The 16992-nt window shown below is 60.4% G+C and carries 15 protein-coding genes; 6 read left to right on the top strand and 9 right to left on the bottom strand.

Features of this window, described 5'->3' with window-relative positions; all coding sequences use genetic code 11:
• Positions 1-25: 25 nt before the first annotated feature.
• The 5 genes from ppx to BLQ98_RS10620 all read right to left on the bottom strand — a co-directional run bounded on the left by ppx (position 26) and on the right by BLQ98_RS10620 (position 7286).
• Positions 26-1600, bottom strand: coding sequence for an exopolyphosphatase (gene ppx, locus BLQ98_RS10640; RefSeq protein WP_093733297.1), 1575 nt, complete (start codon positions 1598-1600; stop codon positions 26-28).
• Positions 1601-1783: 183 nt separating this feature from the next.
• Positions 1784-3958, bottom strand: a complete 2175-nt coding sequence (locus tag BLQ98_RS10635; protein ID WP_093733296.1) for an RNA degradosome polyphosphate kinase — start codon at positions 3956-3958, stop codon at positions 1784-1786.
• Positions 3959-4010: 52 nt separating this feature from the next.
• The gene (locus BLQ98_RS10630) at positions 4011-4694 is read right to left on the bottom strand and encodes a P-loop NTPase family protein (protein ID WP_093733295.1); all 684 of its coding nucleotides are present in this window, start codon (positions 4692-4694) and stop codon (positions 4011-4013) included.
• Between the two features lie 4 nt (positions 4695-4698).
• Entirely contained in the window at positions 4699-5778 is a 1080-nt protein-coding gene (locus tag BLQ98_RS10625; protein WP_093733294.1) for an AI-2E family transporter, read from the bottom strand.
• Between the two features lie 146 nt (positions 5779-5924).
• Positions 5925-7286: an FAD-dependent oxidoreductase gene (locus BLQ98_RS10620; RefSeq protein WP_093733293.1), complete on the bottom strand. Its 1362-nt coding sequence runs from the start codon at positions 7284-7286 to the stop codon at positions 5925-5927.
• Between the two features lie 186 nt (positions 7287-7472).
• Here BLQ98_RS10620 and proS point away from each other — a divergent pair, with 186 nt between their 5' ends.
• From proS to BLQ98_RS10600, 4 genes are all read left to right on the top strand, one after another.
• Entirely contained in the window at positions 7473-8813 is a 1341-nt protein-coding gene (gene proS, locus BLQ98_RS10615; RefSeq protein ID WP_093733292.1) for a proline--tRNA ligase, read from the top strand.
• 73 nt (positions 8814-8886) lie between these two features.
• Positions 8887-9399, top strand: coding sequence for a DUF2937 family protein (locus tag BLQ98_RS10610; RefSeq protein WP_093733291.1), 513 nt, complete (start codon positions 8887-8889; stop codon positions 9397-9399).
• Between the two features lie 158 nt (positions 9400-9557).
• Positions 9558-10805, top strand: coding sequence for a lipoprotein-releasing ABC transporter permease subunit (locus BLQ98_RS10605; RefSeq protein ID WP_093733325.1), 1248 nt, complete (start codon positions 9558-9560; stop codon positions 10803-10805).
• On the top strand, positions 10798-11481 hold the full coding sequence (locus BLQ98_RS10600; protein WP_093733290.1) for an ABC transporter ATP-binding protein: 684 nt from the start codon (positions 10798-10800) through the stop codon (positions 11479-11481). Before BLQ98_RS10605 ends, BLQ98_RS10600 begins: the two co-directional genes overlap by 8 nt.
• 10 nt (positions 11482-11491) lie before the next feature.
• Here the strand turns inward: BLQ98_RS10600 and BLQ98_RS10595 are convergent, their stop codons facing one another.
• The gene (locus tag BLQ98_RS10595; RefSeq protein WP_093733289.1) at positions 11492-11926 is read right to left on the bottom strand and encodes a DMT family transporter; all 435 of its coding nucleotides are present in this window, start codon (positions 11924-11926) and stop codon (positions 11492-11494) included.
• A gap of 37 nt (positions 11927-11963) precedes the next feature.
• On the opposite strand from BLQ98_RS10595, the gene BLQ98_RS10590 reads away from it, so the two are divergent.
• Complete coding sequence (locus BLQ98_RS10590) at positions 11964-12449, top strand: c-type cytochrome (protein WP_237273473.1); 486 nt, start codon at positions 11964-11966, stop codon at positions 12447-12449.
• On the opposite strand, the gene BLQ98_RS10585 is transcribed toward BLQ98_RS10590, so the two are convergent.
• From BLQ98_RS10585 to BLQ98_RS10575, 3 genes are all read right to left on the bottom strand, one after another.
• Entirely contained in the window at positions 12446-13126 is a 681-nt protein-coding gene (locus BLQ98_RS10585) for a hypothetical protein (protein ID WP_093733287.1), read from the bottom strand. The genes BLQ98_RS10590 and BLQ98_RS10585 overlap by 4 nt on opposite strands.
• A gap of 233 nt (positions 13127-13359) precedes the next feature.
• Positions 13360-14136 carry a DUF3800 domain-containing protein gene (locus tag BLQ98_RS10580; RefSeq protein ID WP_093733286.1) on the bottom strand — a complete coding sequence of 259 codons (777 nt, stop codon included), beginning with the start codon at positions 14134-14136 and terminating at the stop codon, positions 13360-13362.
• Positions 14137-14206: 70 nt separating this feature from the next.
• Positions 14207-16168 (bottom strand): DNA gyrase/topoisomerase IV subunit B, encoded by a 1962-nt coding sequence (locus BLQ98_RS10575; RefSeq protein ID WP_093733285.1) that lies wholly within the window; start codon positions 16166-16168, stop codon positions 14207-14209.
• Between the two features lie 150 nt (positions 16169-16318).
• Here BLQ98_RS10575 and BLQ98_RS10570 point away from each other — a divergent pair, with 150 nt between their 5' ends.
• A complete protein-coding gene (locus BLQ98_RS10570; RefSeq protein WP_093733284.1) occupies positions 16319-16990 on the top strand; it encodes a dimethylsulfonioproprionate lyase family protein in 672 nt (223 codons plus the stop codon).
• Positions 16991-16992 lie beyond the last annotated feature (2 nt).

Below are 16992 nucleotides of genomic sequence, written 5' to 3'. Positions count from 1 at the left end.
CAGGTCGATCCGGCTCTGACTCACTTTACTTTTTGCAGGTCTTAAGCTGCACCTCGGCCCCCAGCGATAGGGCGAGGGAATTCAACCGCGCTTCAGCGACTTCTCCGAACAGGGGCATCATGTCGTCGGTCAGCCACAGCTCCAGCAGCTTCTTTTTCGGGAACCAGCGCAGATGGCCGCGCTCTTCCTCGGGGTTCATCCACAGCATGGCGCCAAAGCGCATGGCCTTGCCCAGAATCTCGGCCTCATTGCGGGTCTTTTCATCGACCATTTCGTAGAGGTCTTCGAAACGGGTGTTTTCGCGCTTGTTGGAATAGCGGTGCAGCAATGCCAGCCCCAGATAGATCCGTTCAGCATGCTTCAACCCGCCCAGATTGGCGCGGGTGGCATTGTCAAAACAAACTTCGGCGCGGTAGTCGGGGTGCGCGCGCCAGCTGACGTCGTGCAGCAGGCAGGCAGCCTTGACCAGTCGTTTGCGCTGCGGTGACGCGGATTTATAAAGCGGCAGGATAAAGTCGAACAGCGCCTTGCCGAACCCCGGCGACCGCGCGTCTTTGGCTTCGGCAAAGCGGCAGGCTTCGATCAGCGGATCACGGTCACGTAGGCGCTGCGGCATCTGTTCGTACAGCATCCCCTCGCGGATGCCGTAGCTGGAAATCGCGATATCGTTGGGTTTGAACGTCTTGACCAGCCGTGACAAAACTTCAGCGGCGAAGGGCACCAGCGCCATCCGGCTGGAAGAGACGCCGCTGATTTTACGCAGTTCTTCGTGGTCGCTGGTCTGGATGTGCTTGACCGTTTCGCGCACCGATGTGGGCGTCATACGGTATTCATGCAGCACGTGCAGCGGATAGCCGCGGCGCACCATGTCGATCCGCGCGATGGCACGCCATGACCCACCCACCAGAAACAGACGGTCGCGCTGCGCGCCCATCTTTTCCGCCAGCCCTTCGATCACGGACTTGATCTGGGTCTGACGCGCTTTGGCCCCGCCCTTGATGTCACGCAGTTTCAAGGGACCAAGCGCAGAGGTCACACGTTTGCCCACACGCCCGCCGGAAATCTCGGCCAGCTCCATTGAGGATCCGCCGATGTCACAGACCAACCCATAGGCACCGGGCCAGCCCAGCAGGACGCCCTGTGCGGACAGCCGTGCCTCTTCTTCGCCGTCGATAACCCATATTTTCAAGCCCGTCTCGCGCTGGACTTCGTCGCAAAAGTCGCGTCCGTCGCTGGCGTCGCGCACCGCAGCGGTGGCCACTACGGTCAGCTCTGACAGGCCCATGCTTTGGGACAGTTTGCTGAAACGTCGCATGGCAGAAAGCGCCCGGACCCGCCCGTCGGGGGACAGGTGGCCGGTTTCAGCCATGCCGGCCCCAAGCGCGCACATGATCTTTTCGTTATAGAAATACGCAGGCGATCGCGCGGCCCCGTCAAAGACGACCAAGCGGACAGAGTTCGACCCCACATCCACCACACCGACACGCGCCAGCGCGCGGGCGGACGGATCAAGAAACAGGGGTTTTCCGAACAAGCCTAAATCAGCGACGCCCGTTTCAGGGACGGGCGAGGGCGGAGGGGTGTCGGTTCTATCTGCCACGAACGCTCCTGCGGGGGCTTTGGTCTTGGGGGGGCAAGGTGGCCCAGCCGGGCTGCTAGGTCAATCGCTAAGACGGGCAGGCAACTGAAAATCCTCAAGGGATAGAGGGTGTATAAACGCCAGCGGGAACGCGGGCGGATAGATGCGCCTTCGGCGAGAGTTTACAAAGGCAAAATGAAGCGGCTAGTCTTCGGTATGGGTCAGTTTCGGAACGTCCGATGCGCCCGCCGTGCCGCGCCCTGAGAGGGAGGGGTTCTCCATGAAAAAGCGGTGGCAATTGAACGCAAATGTGCCGTCGGCAATTTCGGGACGTTCAAAGCTTCCATCGGGCGACATGACCCAGCTTTGGGCCACATCTGCCAGATTGGCCGCCATAACCTGACTGGTGATCTGTGCCTTAACGGTAGGATTTTCGATCTCGACCAGTGTTTCGACACGGCGGGTCAGATTGCGGCCCATCCAATCGGCGGAGGACATGAAGACCCGCGACTTTTTATGCGGTAGCCCGTGGCCATTGCCAAAGCAGACAATGCGCGAATGTTCCAGAAAGCGCCCGACGATGGATTTCACGCGGATGTTTTCGGACAGGCCTTTGATGCCGGGGCGCAAGCCGCAGATGCCGCGGATCACGAGGCTGATTTTTACTCCTGCTTGGCTTGCGGCGTACAGGGCGTCGATCACATCCGCATCGACGACGGAGTTCATCTTGGCCCAGATTTCTGCCGGTTTGCCTGCGGCGGCATATTCGGCTTCGGCGGCGATCATGGCCAGCAGACGCGGTTTCAGCGTGATGGGCGATATGGCGAGATTGTCCAGCGTGTCGGGCTGCGCGTAGCCTGATAGGTAGTTGAACACTTTGGTCGCATCGCGGCCCAGCTTCTGGTCACAGGTGAACAGCGACAGATCGGTATAAATGCGTGCGGTGATCGGGTGGTAGTTGCCGGTGCCATAGTGGGTATAGGTGACCAGTTGATCGCCTTCGCGGCGCACGACGGTCGAGATTTTCGCGTGGGTTTTGAGGTCAAGGAAACCATAGACCACATGCGCGCCTGCGCGTTCCAACCGGCGCGACTGGCGGATGTTGGCGGCCTCGTCGAAACGCGCCTTGAGCTCGACCAGCGCGGTAACCGATTTCCCGTCTTCGGCGGCCTCGCACAGCGCCTCTACGATGGGGCTGTCGCGCGAGGTGCGATAGAGCGTCTGTTTGATCGCCACCACATCAGGGTCACGTGCGGCCTGCGCCAGAAAGCGCACGACCATGTCGAACGTCTCGTAGGGGTGGTGCAGCAGCATGTCCTTGGACCGGATCGCCGCGAACATGTCGCCTTCGTGGTCGGTCACCCGCTCGGGAATGCGCGGCGTGAATTGTGGCCACAGCAGATCGGGGCGGCTGTCGACCACCAGTTCCGCCAGATCGCTGATGCCGATCATCCCGTCCAGCTCTATCACGTCTTGCGGGCGCACGCCCAATTCGGCCATGACCACGGATTTTAGTTTTTCAGGCGCTCCGGCGGAATGGGTCAGACGCACGACCTCGCCGCGGCGGCGGCGTTTCAGGGCGACTTCGAATTCGCGCACAAGGTCTTCGGCTTCTTCTTCGACCTCGAGGTCACTGTCACGTAGGACCCGAAATTCGAAATGGGCCTTTAACTTATAGCCCGGAAACAGACCGGGAATCTTGAGCACCAGCAGATCTTCGAGCGGCAGGAAGCGCAGCGATCCTGCGGGGGCAGGCAGGGAGACAAACCGGTCGATCTGCGCCGGAATTGGCAGCAAGGCTTGCAAAGGGCGCTTGTCGCTGGTGCGTTCCAATTGCAACGCCAGCGCATAGCCGGTGTTGGGAATGAACGGGAAAGGGTGTGCGGGATCGATGGCCAGCGGGGTCAGCACGGCAAAGACGCGGTGCAATAACACATCATCCAGATAGGCCAGGTCGGCCGCGTCCAGATCAGCGGCGCGTTCAAGCATGATGTTCTGATCGTCCATCTTTGACATCAGATCGACCAGAACATTTTGCTGTTCGGTCATCAGCCGGCGCGCGTCTTCATTGATCAGCACAAGTTGCTGAGCAGGGGTCAGCCCGTCGCTGGCAGGCGTTGTGTTGCCCGCCTGTGCCAGTTCGCGCAGGCCAGCGACGCGCACGGTATAGAATTCATCCAGATTGCCCGCCGAGATCGACAGAAAGCGCAGCCGTTCCAACAGCGGCACGCGGGGGTTCTTGGCCTCTTCCAGCACACGCCAGTTGAACCCGAGCCAGCTGAGCTCGCGGTTGTAAAAGCGACCCGGTCCGGTGATATCCAGTTCAGGCATATCTTGGGCCGGTACGAAGGCGGATTCGAGAAAGTCAGCGTTTGTCATGACGGCCTTATGGCGTTGGAATGTAATGGGTTTGTGACGCGATCTATAAAGACTATCGCGCAGCGGAAATCCCATTGTCCAGCACTTGTGCCGCGAGGGTGCGTGTCACCGGCCTTTGTAGAGCCAGACTGGCGGCATCCAGCGCAGCCACCAGATCGCCCGCCGCCGCAAAGGACCGGTCCATCCGCAGCAGCAGATAGGGGATCACATCAGGTTTTGGCGTCAGCTGCCGGTCGGCCAGCAACTTGGCCATCACAGCCGTCAGCAAACTGTCATCGGGCGCTTCAAGCGCTGCAGCCGTGGCGGCGCGCATACGGCTTGTGAGGTCGGGCAGGTGCAGTCCCCAGTGGGGCACCGCCGGCGCGCCGGTCAGCAGCAGGCTGTGACCCTCGGCCAGCGCCAGATTATGCAGGTGGAAAAGATTTGTCTCGGCGGTGGTGTCACCGGCGATTGCGGGGATGTTTTCAACCGCCAAAGGCCCCTGGGCCAGCGCGGGGATATCTGCAGTGGCAATATCGGCCGCGTCGATGATCTGTGCGCCCGACAGGTTGGCCCAGACATGCGCCAAGTGGGTCTTGCCCGACCCGGGCGGGCCGGTCAGCACCAGCTTGCGGCCGGCCCACGCCTGCCAGCCCTCGATCATCGCCACAGCAATCGCGTTTGACGGGGCGACAAAAAAGTCGTCCCGTCCCAGTGCGGGGCGGCTGGGAAGGTCAAGTCCAAGCTGTTGTGCCATGCTATCAGTCCGCCGTTTCGTCCAAAGTCGATCGTTGCGTGCCCTGATAGAGCGAGCTTTCGACGTATTGTTCGGTTGCGAACCGCGCGATCACCCCAAGGGCGGCGGCAATCGGCACGGCAGCCAGCATGCCGACAAACCCGAACAGCGAGCCAAAGACCGACAGCGCGAGGATCAGCCAGACCGGATGCAGCCCGACCGAGTTACCGACCAATTTAGGCGTAAGCAGATTCCCCTCGATCATCTGGCCCAGCACAAAGATACCCGCGACCATCCCGATAGAGAACCAATCCCCCCAGAATTGAAACAGCGCCAGACCGATGGCCAAAGCACCGCCCAGAACAGCCCCGAGATAGGGAATAAAGGTGACCAGACCGGCGATAAAGCCGACAACAAGGCCAAATTGCAGCCCCACCAACATCAAGGCAATGGCGTAATAGGTGCCCAGAATCAGGCAGACCGTCCCCATGCCACGGATAAATCCCGCCAGCGTGCGGTCGATATCACGTGCAAGTCGGCGGATCACTGGCGCGTGATCGCGTGGCAGTAACCGGTCGATCTGGCCGACCATCCGGTCCCAGTCCAGCAGCAGATAGACCGCAACCACCGGCACGATCACAAACAAAAGCAGCACATTCAGCACCGTCGCGGCCGAGGCGATTGCGGTGTTTAGAAACTCTCCGCCACGTTCCTGAATGGTGGACCCGATAGAGTTGATCGAACTGCGCAGCGTCGACCCTTCGACCAGCAGCGTGGGAAAGCGTTCGGTCAGGAAATTTGTGAAGTTGCGCGTCAGCTGGGGTGCTACCTCTATCAGGTTCACGGCTTGGTTGATCAGCGCGGGGACCACCAACAGCGCCATCAGCACAAAGATCAGCAGCGCCATCAATGTGATCACCATCGTGGCCATCGCGCGGCTCAAGCCGAGCGCTTCAAGCCGGTCCGCCACGGGGTCCAGAAAATAAGCAATCGCCGCGCCAATCAGAAACGGCAGCAGTATGTCGCCGGTGAACCACAAGACAACAAGAAAGACCGCCCCGGCGATGCCCCAGTATTTCATCTGATCTCTGATTGGCAGGCCCATGCCGCGTCCTCGCACTTTGGTTTGGGTCGACATTGCGCAACGGGGCACGTTTTTCAAGGCCCGTGGTGAAATGGACGGCCTGCGCGCGTGGACGTGTCAGGTGCCTTCGGCGAGGATTTTTACCATTTGGAAGCAGCCCTTGCGGGTCAGAACACGCGGACGCCCTGATCTTGCAGGGTTTTTTGCAGGCGCTCTAGCGGAACGGCGTCCAGCGGGCAGCCTGTCGCCAGCGCAATTGCTGCCGCGACGCCCGCGCCTTGGCCCGCCACAGTACAGCACGCCATGTTGCGGGTGGCGGCATGGGCGATTTTGTCGCCGCCAATAGCGCGCCCTGCGATCAGCAGATTCTTGACCCATTTGGGCAGCATCGCACGGTAGGGGATGTGCATGTAGCGCCCCGTGGTGGGGATGATCAGCACGCCGTAGCCGTCGATGAATTCAGGGTAGATGCCGATGCTGTCGTCAAAACGGGCCTGCTGACGCACGTCGGTTTCGGTCATGTTATAGACCGCGTCGATCTTGCGGGTGTCGCGGATGCCGATGCTCATGCCAAAATTGCGCAGCCGCGCGGTCTCGCAGCCGGGTGTATACGCCTTGAGCGCGTCAATCGCGTGCATCGCCTGGGCGCGGCCCTCGATTTCAAAGCGGGTCATGCTGTCGGGGTCGGTGCCGTCGCATTCGGCAAGGTGGATCAGGTTCATATAGGTCATCTCGCCGCTGTCATGCACTGCGCCCCACGTGCCCCCGATGGTGTTGAGATTGGCGGGCATACGCCCGTCGCGGATAGCCTGGGCAAAGGGTTTGGCCAGAAACGGAGAGAACATCGCGTCTTCCTTGCCATCGGTTTCGACCACCCATTCGCCCGTGGACCAATTGGCGTAAGTCTGCGGGTCGGCCTTGACCCCCGCCATAAAGGCCGCCTTGTCGACGCCCGCGATGTGGAACATGACCGAGGCGGCCTGCATGTCCTCAATCGGGGTTTTCTGTGTGGGGGCACCAGCGCGATGTGCGACATCGGCGTCGCCCGTGGCATCGATCACGATTTTGGCGAGGATCGCCTCGCGGCCCGCTTTTGATTCGACGATGACGCCCTTGATCGTGTCGCCCTCCATGATGGGTGCTACGAACTGGCGGTGTAGCATCGGGTGGATGCCTGCTTCGGTCACCAGCCGGTCGGCGACAAGTTTGAATCCCTCGCTGTCCAGCTCGTAGCTGAGCGATTGGGATTCGGGGCTGGCAGCCCCCATCGCCTTGGCGCGTTCTTCGAATTCCCAGCCGATGCCGCCGGCCTCTATCGTCTGTTCATGGCGGTACCAGGCAAAGCCTTCGACCCCGACCACGGTAATATTGCCACCAAAGCAGCCGAAACGATCAAGCAGCGTCACCTCTGCCCCCGCACGTGCGGCGGCAAGGGCGGCGGCCAGACCGCCGGGGCCGGACCCGATCACCAGCACGCCGGTCTCGTGGATCACAGGGGTTTCGCGCGCGGGCTCTAGGATCATGGTCATGGGGCGTCCTTTGTGGTTTGGCGATCTCGGTAAGAAACGCGTCTGCGCCCCAAGCGTCAATCACCAAGCGTGCGCCCGTCTTGGTGCCCGCTTGTTGGTGCCCGCTTGTTGGTGCCCGCTTGTTGGTGATTGTCTCGACGCGGGGATTATCATAGTCAGGTGCCAATTCACTCTGAGAGGATCATCATGCGTCTGTCCCGTTATTTTTTACCTGTGCTCAAGGAAAACCCGTCCGAGGCGCAGATCGTCAGCCACCGGTTGATGCTGCGGGCCGGCATGATCAAGCAATCGGCTGCGGGGATCTATTCGTGGTTGCCGCTTGGCTTTAAAGTACTGCGCAAGATCGAAACCATCGTGCACGAAGAACAGCAGCGCGCGGGCCACATCCCGATGTTGATGCCGACGCTGCAATCGGCGGACCTGTGGAAAGAATCCGGCCGCTTTGACGCCTACGGCCCCGAGATGTTGCGCATCAAGGACCGTCAGGACCGCGATATGCTGTATGGTCCCACGAATGAGGAAATGATCACCGATATCTTCCGCAGCCATGTGGGGTCGTACAAGGACCTGCCGATGACGCTGTACCACATCCAGTGGAAATTCCGCGACGAGGTCCGCCCCCGTTTCGGCGTCATGCGCGGCCGCGAGTTCTTGATGAAGGACGGCTATACCTTTGATCTGACGAAAGAAGACGCGCTGCACGCCTATAACCGCCATCTGGTGACCTATCTGCGCAGCTACGAGCGCATGGGCTTGCAGGCGATCCCGATGCGCGCGGATTCCGGCCCGATTGGCGGCGACGATACGCATGAATTCCTTGTGCTGGCGGAAACCGGCGAATCCGAGGTGTTTTATGACAGCCAGATCACCGAGCTCAAGTTCGGCGACCGCGAGATCGATTATGATTCCGTCGACCAGTGTCAGGCCGTGATGGAGGAGTTCACCTCGCGCTACGCCCGCACCGATGAAACCCACGACGCGGCGCTTTTTGCTGAAGTGCCAGCCGAACGCCAGCGCAGCGCGCGCGGGATCGAAGTGGGGCAGATCTTTTATTTCGGCACCAAGTACTCCGAACCGATGGGCGCGACCGTGCAGGGGCCGGATGGCAAGCCTGTGCCGGTTCACATGGGGTCGCACGGCATCGGCGTCAGCCGTCTGCTGGGCGCGATCATCGAGGCATCCCACGACGACAAGGGCATCATCTGGCCCGAAGGCGTCACGCCGTTCCACGTGGGCATCGTGAACCTCAAGCAGGGCGACGATCAGGCGGATGCGGCCTGTGACGCGCTTTATGCCAGCCTGCAAGCCCTGGGTTTGGACCCGCTATATGACGACACCAAGGAACGCGCGGGCGGCAAGTTTGCAACGATGGACCTGATCGGTCTGCCGTGGCGGATCACCGTCGGGCCGCGGGGTCTGAAAAACGGCGTGGTAGAACTCACCTCGCGCCGCACCGGCGAGAGCGAAGAGATGACACCCGAGGCCGCGGTTGAAAAGATCGCCGAGATCTATCGCGGTATCGCCTAACCTTGAACGACGGGCCTTTTTAGAAACGGAGGCGGATCATGGAACGCTGCATTACGGACCTTCGGGGCGTTTCATGATCCTGCGCGCGCTGACGCTTGCTGGCGGTGTGGCGGGGGCTGCGGTAACGTCGCAGTTCCCCGAATACTCGCAACAATACCTGCAACGGTTGGGCGGTGCAGTTGATGCGCTGCACCAGGTTGTTGCCGATTTCGATGCCAGCGCCCAAGCGGTCGGTCTGTCGCGCAGTGATGCGCTGGCGCAGATGACCGGCACCGCCTTTATGGCGCGACGTCGCACCGACATGGCCGAGACATTTGCACGCTTTGATACATTGGATACCGCATTGACCCGATTGCAGGGGCAGGGGCCGTTCATGCGGGCCTATCACCTATCGCAGATGTCCGACCCGCAGATTGCGCGGGCGGCATGGCAGGAGTTCCAGCCTGCCGTGCCCTTGAACTTTGCGGGGGTTATCTTTGCGAGCGTGGGCTTTGTTGCGGGCGGTTTGGGTCTGGGGCTGCTGCTGCGGCTGCTGCGCGCCCCGTTCCGACGACGGCGCCCCCTCACACCGGCGCAGGGTCGCTGACCTTACCGCCTATGCCCGCCTTGCAGACTGCTGCGCAACCACTCCTCGCTTGACCCGATGCGCCGAAACCGCGAGGTTGCGCGCGATTGATCCCAGATCGGAGCCATCCCTTGGCCAAACCAGTTTCCTCGACACCGCCCTTCGCTGCCTTTGAATGGATGATCGCCTGGCGCTACCTACGGGCGCGTCGCGCCGAAGGCGGCGTCAGCGTGATGACTTGGATCAGCTTGATCGGGATCACCTTGGCGGTTTTTGCCCTGATCGCGACCCTTGCCGTACGCTCGGGCTTTCGGGCTGAATTCGTCGACACGATCCTTGGGGCCAACGCCCATGTGACCGTGTATAATATGGCGACCGTGGATGATAATGGTGTCTCCCAGACGGGGATTGCGAACTACACCGAGATGGCTGAAAGCGTGGCCCAAGTGCCGGGCGTCACGCACGTGTCCCCCTTGGTGCGCGGTCAGGTGATGGCGAACAAGGGGCAGGCCAACGCGGGGATCGAAATTTTCGGCATTGCTGCCGCCGATCTGGCCAATATCCCGCGCATCGCCAACCCAGAAACCGCCAAAGGTGATCTGGCCGATTTCGAACAGGGCATTGCCATCGGGTCCGGCGTGGCACAGGCGCTGCGGGTCGGCTTGGGTGACACGATCAAGATCATTTCTCCGAACGGGGTGAAAACCGCCTTTGGCACCTCGCCACGGGTAAATGGCTATGAGGTGACCTATATTTTCACCGCCGGTCGCTATGACATCGACCGTACGCGCGCCTATCTGCCGCTGACCGAGGCGCAGTCGTTCTTTAACCGCGAAGGCGTCGCCGACGAGCTTGAGGTGATGGTCGAAAACCCCGACCGCGTGGACGATCTGACCGTGCCGTTGCTGTCCGCGGCAGGGGATCGCGGCATGATCTGGACGTGGCGTGATGCGTCGGGGTCGTTCCTGAACGCGCTTGATATCGAAGACCGCGTGATGTTCGTGATCCTCAGCATCCTTGTGCTGATCGCGGCGATGAACATCGTGTCGGGCCTGATTATGCTGGTCAAAAACAAGGGCCGCGACATCGGTATTCTGCGCACCATGGGCCTGAGCGAAGGGTCGATCCTGCGCGTTTTCTTTATCTGCGGGGCCTTCACCGGCATCATCGGCACGGCGATGGGGGTGATCTTGGGCTGTCTCTTTGCGCTGTATGTTGATCAGATTTTTGCCGCCGTGAACTACCTCTCGGGCGGCAACGCATGGGACCCGTCGATCCGCGGCATCTATTTCCTGCCGGCCAAGTTGCAATTCGGTGACGTGATGTCGGCCATAGGCCTGTCGCTCGGGCTGTCTTTTGTTGTCACCATCTTCCCTGCGCGCCGTGCCGCGCGCATGAACCCAGTCGAGGCGCTGCGCTATGAATGATCCTGTTTTGCGGCTCTCGGGGATCGGCAAATCCTACAACCCCGGCCAACCGAACGAAGTTAACGTGCTGCGCGGCATTGACCTGACTGTCGCCCCGGGCGAGGTCGTGGCGCTGGTCGCCCCGTCAGGCGCGGGCAAGTCGACGCTGCTGCATATCGCAGGGCTGCTGGATACGCCCGACGCGGGGACAGTTGAAATCGGCGGCACCGATATGACGGGGCAGTCCGATCGTAAACGCACAGGCGTGCGGCGGCGCGATGTGGGGTTCATCTATCAGTTCCACCACCTGCTGCCCGAGTTTTCGGCGCTGGAAAATATCGTCCTGCCGCAGCTTGCCAATGGCGTGTCGCAGTCCGATGCCCAGACCCGAGCGCGGTCTTTGCTGGACGAGGTCGGTATCGGCCACCGTGCCGACCACCGGCCCGCGGCGCTGTCGGGCGGCGAACAGCAACGGGTCGCCTTTTGCCGTGCGTTGGCCAATGCGCCGCGGCTGCTGCTGGCGGATGAACCGACAGGCAACCTTGATCCGACCACCTCGGATCAGGTCTTTGCCGCGCTGATGACGCTGGTGCGCGGAACGGGGCTGTCTGCGGTGATCGCGACCCATAACCTTGAACTGGCCGCGCGGATGGACCGTCAGATCCGGCTGGATGCAGGGCAGTTGGTCAGCCTTTAGACCTCTGCCCTCAGGCCTGCTGGGTCAGCCACACGCCGGCGCACATCACCGCGATACCCCCCGCGCGCGCGGCACCCAAGGGCGACACTTGCGCGCCGAACAGGCCAAAATGGTCGATCGCCGCCGCGCTGAACAGCTGCCCCACCAAGACAAAGAACACCGCATTGCCCACGCCGAAATGCGGCGCGATAAAGGTGATCGACAAGATGTAGAAGGCCACCAGAAAACCGGCCAGCAGCAGATGTTTCGGGGCCGCGGGGATCTGCGCAAACCCTTGCCGCCCCACCAGCATCGCGACCACCAGACTTACCGCGAAAGCCACCACAAACAGCACCGTTGCCGCCGCCGCAGGAGACCCGATCCGGCTGCCAAGACCCGCGTTCAGCGCGGCCAGAACCGGAATACCGATGCCAGCCAACAGCATCACAATTGCATAATGTGCCATGATATGCCCAAATTAATTCAATTACTTGATCTGGATCATGGCGAAGACCCGTAGCAAGGGCAAGCATCCCAGTGACCTACCGGAGGATCAAATGATGAAAATCACCACAGCCCTTGGCGCGACGCTCTTGCTGAGCCTTGCCGCCTGTATGCCCGCCAAGCCGATGCCCGACGCCCCCGACCGTGCCGAAGGGGCCGCGTTCTTCGCGCAGAACTGCGTGCAATGCCACGGGCGCAACGCGCAAGGCGATGGCGCGGTTGCCAAGGGGCTCAGCGCGCAGCCACGCGACCTGACCTTGCTCGCGCGCGACAACGGCGGGCGGTTCCCACAGACCAAGACGCTGGCCTATATCTATGGCGATCCTGAAGATGATTTCGGCGGGTCTCACCTGAAACGGGTGATGCCGAACTTTGGCGAGGGCATGGCGCTGGATCTGGTGCCGGTTGATCTTGACGGACAATTGACGCCGACGCCACGCGTCCTTGCCGGCCTGCTGGTCTATCTCGAAAGCATCCAGCGTTAACCACAAATCCCGTTCACTTCGACCCCGTCCCACGGCATCCGCACAGCAGAGGCGCGGCTTTGGGGTAGGGGGGCTACAGGCATGACCTGCGAGATCAGCGCGTGCAGCCGTTGCGTGCGTGGGGCCTGCGGGTCCAACGCACGGCAGCAGACAAATTCCTCGACGATGGAGCCTTGCTGCTCATAGGCGAAATCCAGAAACTGCGGATCGCTTTCAAGATCAAAAAGGTACGGATCAGCCCTGCCGCCATGCTCAAAAGCCGCACGCAGCGGGGTGTAGCCCGTCGTCTTGCGGTTCTGCCATTGCCAGATATGGGTCAGCTCATGCGCAAAGATCATCGTCGCGATCAGCCCGATCCGGTCGGGGTAATCTGGCAGATAATCGTCTAGATACCAGTCCTCGTCGAACAGCACCGTATTCCACAGCGCCACGGCGGCGGGTTTGGTGGTGATCACCTCGCCCACTTTTTCGGGCGGCAGAATACGTTCGCGACAGGTCGTGCGCGGCCGCGCCTTGCGCGTCATCGTCACCCCCCGCGAGGGCGACCCGTCATGCAGCCGCACCTTGGGATAATTCAGCGTGTCGCCCATGATGTCGCCCGCGAACAGCATTTCATTCTCCGTCAACGGCCGCCCGCAGGAGGCAAGAAACATAAGGAGGATGAGGGCGCGGATCATGGAGAAACGTTGAGTGAAAGCGGGTGCGGGATCAAGCGGTATTTTTGACGTGAGACCCGTGTTGAAATCTTCCGAGGGAAGGTTTCAGGGGCGAACGGGCGGAGCCCCGGGGGGGCATCTTTGGTACAGCAAAGAAGTTATTCAGACGTTTTGGTGTAGGCCATTCTCAAATGGCACTCTTGATTAATCTTATGATCGATAGTATCTTACTTATACGTTCGGGAGCCTGACACTCATGGCGCCGGGGTTACGACCCCGCCCGACGTCTTATTCCTAAGGCGGAAGCCCTTCTTAGGATGCAGTATCAATCCCCTTCCAAGGATAGCGTGCTGTTTATATCCTCGCATATTCGGTTTTAATAGTGCAGCGTGTTCACCGTCGCCGACGCTATACGCTCTGTGGATTGCACCAGTAACATAATCTGCAATTTGAATGCCCGTTGAATGGGCGGAATCCTGGAGGAATAAGCCCTCAATGAGCCTGGAGTACCCAGATTTGTTACTATCCCCTGCCGAGGTTAGTGAAGAGTGATGCGCTCTGAAGAGTTTGTCGTCTGAACGCCCTCTGTGATCGGCGACGACAATGCCAATATCATTATACTCTTGGAGGAGGTATTGGAAGCGCTCGGTAATGGGCTTGTAAGTAAAATAATATAGCTCTTGTTGATTGTTTACAGAGTTGTAGGTGAATGCGGCCTCGACATCCGTTACACATACAATCAATTGCAGGGGGAGGCTGCCAATTAAGGCCGCAAACTCAAGACTCAAAGCCTTCCGATCACTCGCTGAAACATCAAGCAAGGGGTTGTCCTTGTCGCGATTATGCGGTGCAAAAAACCGCCACTTGAGTTCGCCGAAGATGTGGTTGCGAACCTTATAGCCGTGGATTTTTTTATTACACTTACGCCAATCAGAAGCGTCTACTATGGCTGCACCAAGTGTAAAATAAGGTCGGCGGGCATTTGGTTTGTTGGGCGGCGTGCCACTCTCATCAACAAAACAAAATCTCATCCGCCTATTTCCTTTACTAGTTGATTGTCACCAGCCCAAACGGGTCTAAAGCGTTGCTTTTCATCCCCCCTCAAACATCCAGCTCCTCCACAAACTGGGCGTTCTCCTGAATATACTGGTAGCGCAGCTCCGGTTTTTTCCCCATCAGACGCTCGACCAGATCGCTGGTCTCTCCGGGCATGTCTTCGTCAACGGTGACGCGGATCAGTTTGCGGGTGTTGGGGTCCATTGTGGTTTCTTTCAGGTCCTTCGCGTCCATCTCGCCCAGACCCTTAAAGCGTTGCAGGTCGATCTTGCCTTTGCCGCCCAGACCCTTCTCTAGCCACATGTCTTTCTCTGCGTCGTCAGACACATAGACCCGTTTTGCCCCTTGCGTCAGACGGTACAGCGGTGGGCAGGCGAGGTAGAGGTGGCCGGCGTCGATCATCGGGCGCATCTGGGTGTAAAAGAACGTCATCAGCAGGGCCGCGATATGGGCCCCGTCGACGTCCGCATCGGTCATGATGATGATCTTGTCATAGCGCAGATCGTCCAGCACGAATTTGCTGCCCATGCCCACACCCAACGCTTCGCACAGATCGTTAATCTCGGCATTGGTGTTCAGCTTGCCCGAGGCCGCCCCCAGCACGTTCAAAATCTTGCCCTTCAGCGGCAGCAGCGCTTGGTTCACGCGGTTGCGCGCGCCCTTGCCAGAGCCGCCAGCAGAGTCGCCCTCCACGATGAACAGCTCGGTGCCTTCGCGGTTTTTTGACGTACAGTCAGTCAGCTTGCCGGGCAGACGCAGCTTCTTGGTTGCGGTCTTGCGGGCGGTTTCCTTTTCCTGACGGCGACGCAGGCGTTCTTCGGCGCGCAGCACCAGAAAATCAAGGATCGCGCCTGCCGATTTGGTATCCGCTGCCAGCCAGTTGTCAAAGTGGTCGCGCACGGCGTTTTCTACCATGCGCTGCGCGTCCACCGTGGCCAGCCGGTCCTTGGTCTGGCCGACGAATTCAGGCTCGCGGATAAAGCACGACACCAGCGCACAGCCGCCGGTGATCAGATCGTCGCGGGTGATGGTGGCGGCTTTTTTGTTGCCGACCAGCTCGCCATACGCTTTGACGCCTTTCAGGATCGCGGACCAAAAACCGGCCTCGTGGGTGCCGCCTTCGGGGGTCGGGATGGTGTTACAGTAAGACTGGATGAACCCGTCGCGCGACGGCGTCCAGTTGATCGACCATTCGACCTTGCCCGGCGCATTGAACTTCTCGCGAAAATCGACGGTGCCGCCAAAGGGGTGTTCGGCGTAGGTCGTCGACCCTTTCAGCGTTTCGTTCAGATAGTCCGAAAGACCGCCGGGAAAATGGAACGTCGCCTCTTGCGGGGTGTCGCCGTCGGTCTGGGCGGTTTTCCAGCGAATTTCGACGCCGGAAAACAAATAGGCCTTGGACCGTGCCATCGCGAACAGCCGCGCGGGCTTGAGTTTGAGCGCGCCAAAAATGTCGGGATCAGGGTGGAAGGTGACAGCCGTCCCGCGCCGGTTCGGGGCCGCGCCGATTTTTTCAAGCTTGCCTTGGGGGATGCCGCGCGAAAACTCCATCGCGAAAAGCTCGCGGTTGCGTGCGACCTCGACCCGCAGGTGATCGGACAGGGCGTTAACCACCGATGACCCGACCCCGTGCAGACCGCCCGAGGTCTCATACGAATCGCCCGAGAATTTGCCGCCCGCATTCAGCGTACAAAAGATGATCTCCAGCGCGGATTTACTGGGGTCTTTGGGGTGCGGATCGGTGGGGATGCCGCGCCCGTTGTCGCGCACGGTGACATGGCCGTTCTCGTGCAGTTCCAGTTCGATCCAGGTGGCATGGCCCGCGACCGCCTCGTCCATCGAGTTATCGATGATTTCCGCGACCATATGGTGCAGCGCGCGGTCGTCCTTGCCCCCGATGTACATGCCCGGGCGCAGGCGCACGTGCTCCATATCCTCAAGCACCTGAATTGATGAGGCATCATATTCCTTGGCGTTGGTCTGCGCACCGGAAAGAAGATCGGACATGTAGGGGCCTGCCTGTCTGTTGCTTTTGTTGAGCCTGCCACTATGCCAGAGCGCCATGGTCGGGGGAAGGGCGGATGACGTCGCAATGCGGGGTTTCCTGTGGTTGTGCCTTTGCTATCATCGGTGCAGGAAACCGTTGGAAGGCTTGCCATGACATTTGACACCGCTGCCCCCACAACCCTGCGCGATGTGCCCGACTGGCGCTATATGATGCAGGAATGTGACGAGCTGTACCGTTACCTGCCGGCAGGCGGCAGCGACCGGATCAAAAGCCACCAACGCAAAGCCCGCGAGGCGATTGCGCGGCTGCTGCGCGGCAACGCCGAACTGCGCTTGCAACCGCCTGCCGTCAAACCCGTGACAGCGCATCTGCGTCGCGCGCTTGACGAAGGTAAACAGGGGGCCTTGGCACCGGCTGTGCGGGCGCTGGATGCGATCGCCCATGACCTCAGCTGGCAATACGGCTACGAGAAAGTCCCCAAAGGGCTGACCAACAGCTATGCCTATGCCGAACTGGCGGGGGCGCAGGGGCCGGTCGTCAGCCATGATATCATTCTGGGTGTCGTGCTTTTTGCGCCCGCCTGCACATATCCGTCGCATGCCCATAAGGGGATCACCGAAAGCTACGTGTGTCTGTCCGGCGCGGTGTCGGAAAACCATCAGGGCGTCTATGTGCCCGGATCAATGATCTTTAACCCGCCGGAACATCTGCACCGGATCACGGTAGGGGACCGCGAACCGGCGCTGCTGGCCTATGCGTGGATGGGCGACCCTGCCGATCTGCACCAGCAGAAAATGGTCTTTACCCGCGCCCGCAAATAACG

The organism is Sulfitobacter litoralis (assembly GCF_900103185.1).
GTDB lineage: Bacteria > Pseudomonadota > Alphaproteobacteria > Rhodobacterales > Rhodobacteraceae > Sulfitobacter > Sulfitobacter litoralis.
The sequence above is the reverse complement of the archived record's forward strand: the minus strand, read 5'-3'. Positions and strand labels throughout refer to the sequence as shown.

Coding starts and splice junctions, on each gene's coding strand:
- BLQ98_RS10590 (WP_237273473.1), top strand. CDS start 11,964: ATGGCGAAGACCCGTAGCAAGGGCAAGCATCCCAGTGACCTACCGGAG.
- BLQ98_RS10595 (WP_093733289.1), bottom strand. CDS start 11,926: ATGGCACATTATGCAATTGTGATGCTGTTGGCTGGCATCGGTATTCCG.
- BLQ98_RS10570 (WP_093733284.1), top strand. CDS start 16,319: ATGACATTTGACACCGCTGCCCCCACAACCCTGCGCGATGTGCCCGAC.
- BLQ98_RS10600 (WP_093733290.1), top strand. CDS start 10,798: ATGAATGATCCTGTTTTGCGGCTCTCGGGGATCGGCAAATCCTACAAC.
- BLQ98_RS10585 (WP_093733287.1), bottom strand. CDS start 13,126: ATGATCCGCGCCCTCATCCTCCTTATGTTTCTTGCCTCCTGCGGGCGG.
- BLQ98_RS10605 (WP_093733325.1), top strand. CDS start 9,558: ATGATCGCCTGGCGCTACCTACGGGCGCGTCGCGCCGAAGGCGGCGTC.
- BLQ98_RS10610 (WP_093733291.1), top strand. CDS start 8,887: ATGATCCTGCGCGCGCTGACGCTTGCTGGCGGTGTGGCGGGGGCTGCG.
- proS (WP_093733292.1), top strand. CDS start 7,473: ATGCGTCTGTCCCGTTATTTTTTACCTGTGCTCAAGGAAAACCCGTCC.
- BLQ98_RS10625 (WP_093733294.1), bottom strand. CDS start 5,778: ATGGGCCTGCCAATCAGAGATCAGATGAAATACTGGGGCATCGCCGGG.
- BLQ98_RS10630 (WP_093733295.1), bottom strand. CDS start 4,694: ATGGCACAACAGCTTGGACTTGACCTTCCCAGCCGCCCCGCACTGGGA.
- BLQ98_RS10635 (WP_093733296.1), bottom strand. CDS start 3,958: ATGACAAACGCTGACTTTCTCGAATCCGCCTTCGTACCGGCCCAAGAT.
- BLQ98_RS10620 (WP_093733293.1), bottom strand. CDS start 7,286: ATGACCATGATCCTAGAGCCCGCGCGCGAAACCCCTGTGATCCACGAG.
- BLQ98_RS10575 (WP_093733285.1), bottom strand. CDS start 16,168: ATGTCCGATCTTCTTTCCGGTGCGCAGACCAACGCCAAGGAATATGAT.
- BLQ98_RS10580 (WP_093733286.1), bottom strand. CDS start 14,136: ATGAGATTTTGTTTTGTTGATGAGAGTGGCACGCCGCCCAACAAACCA.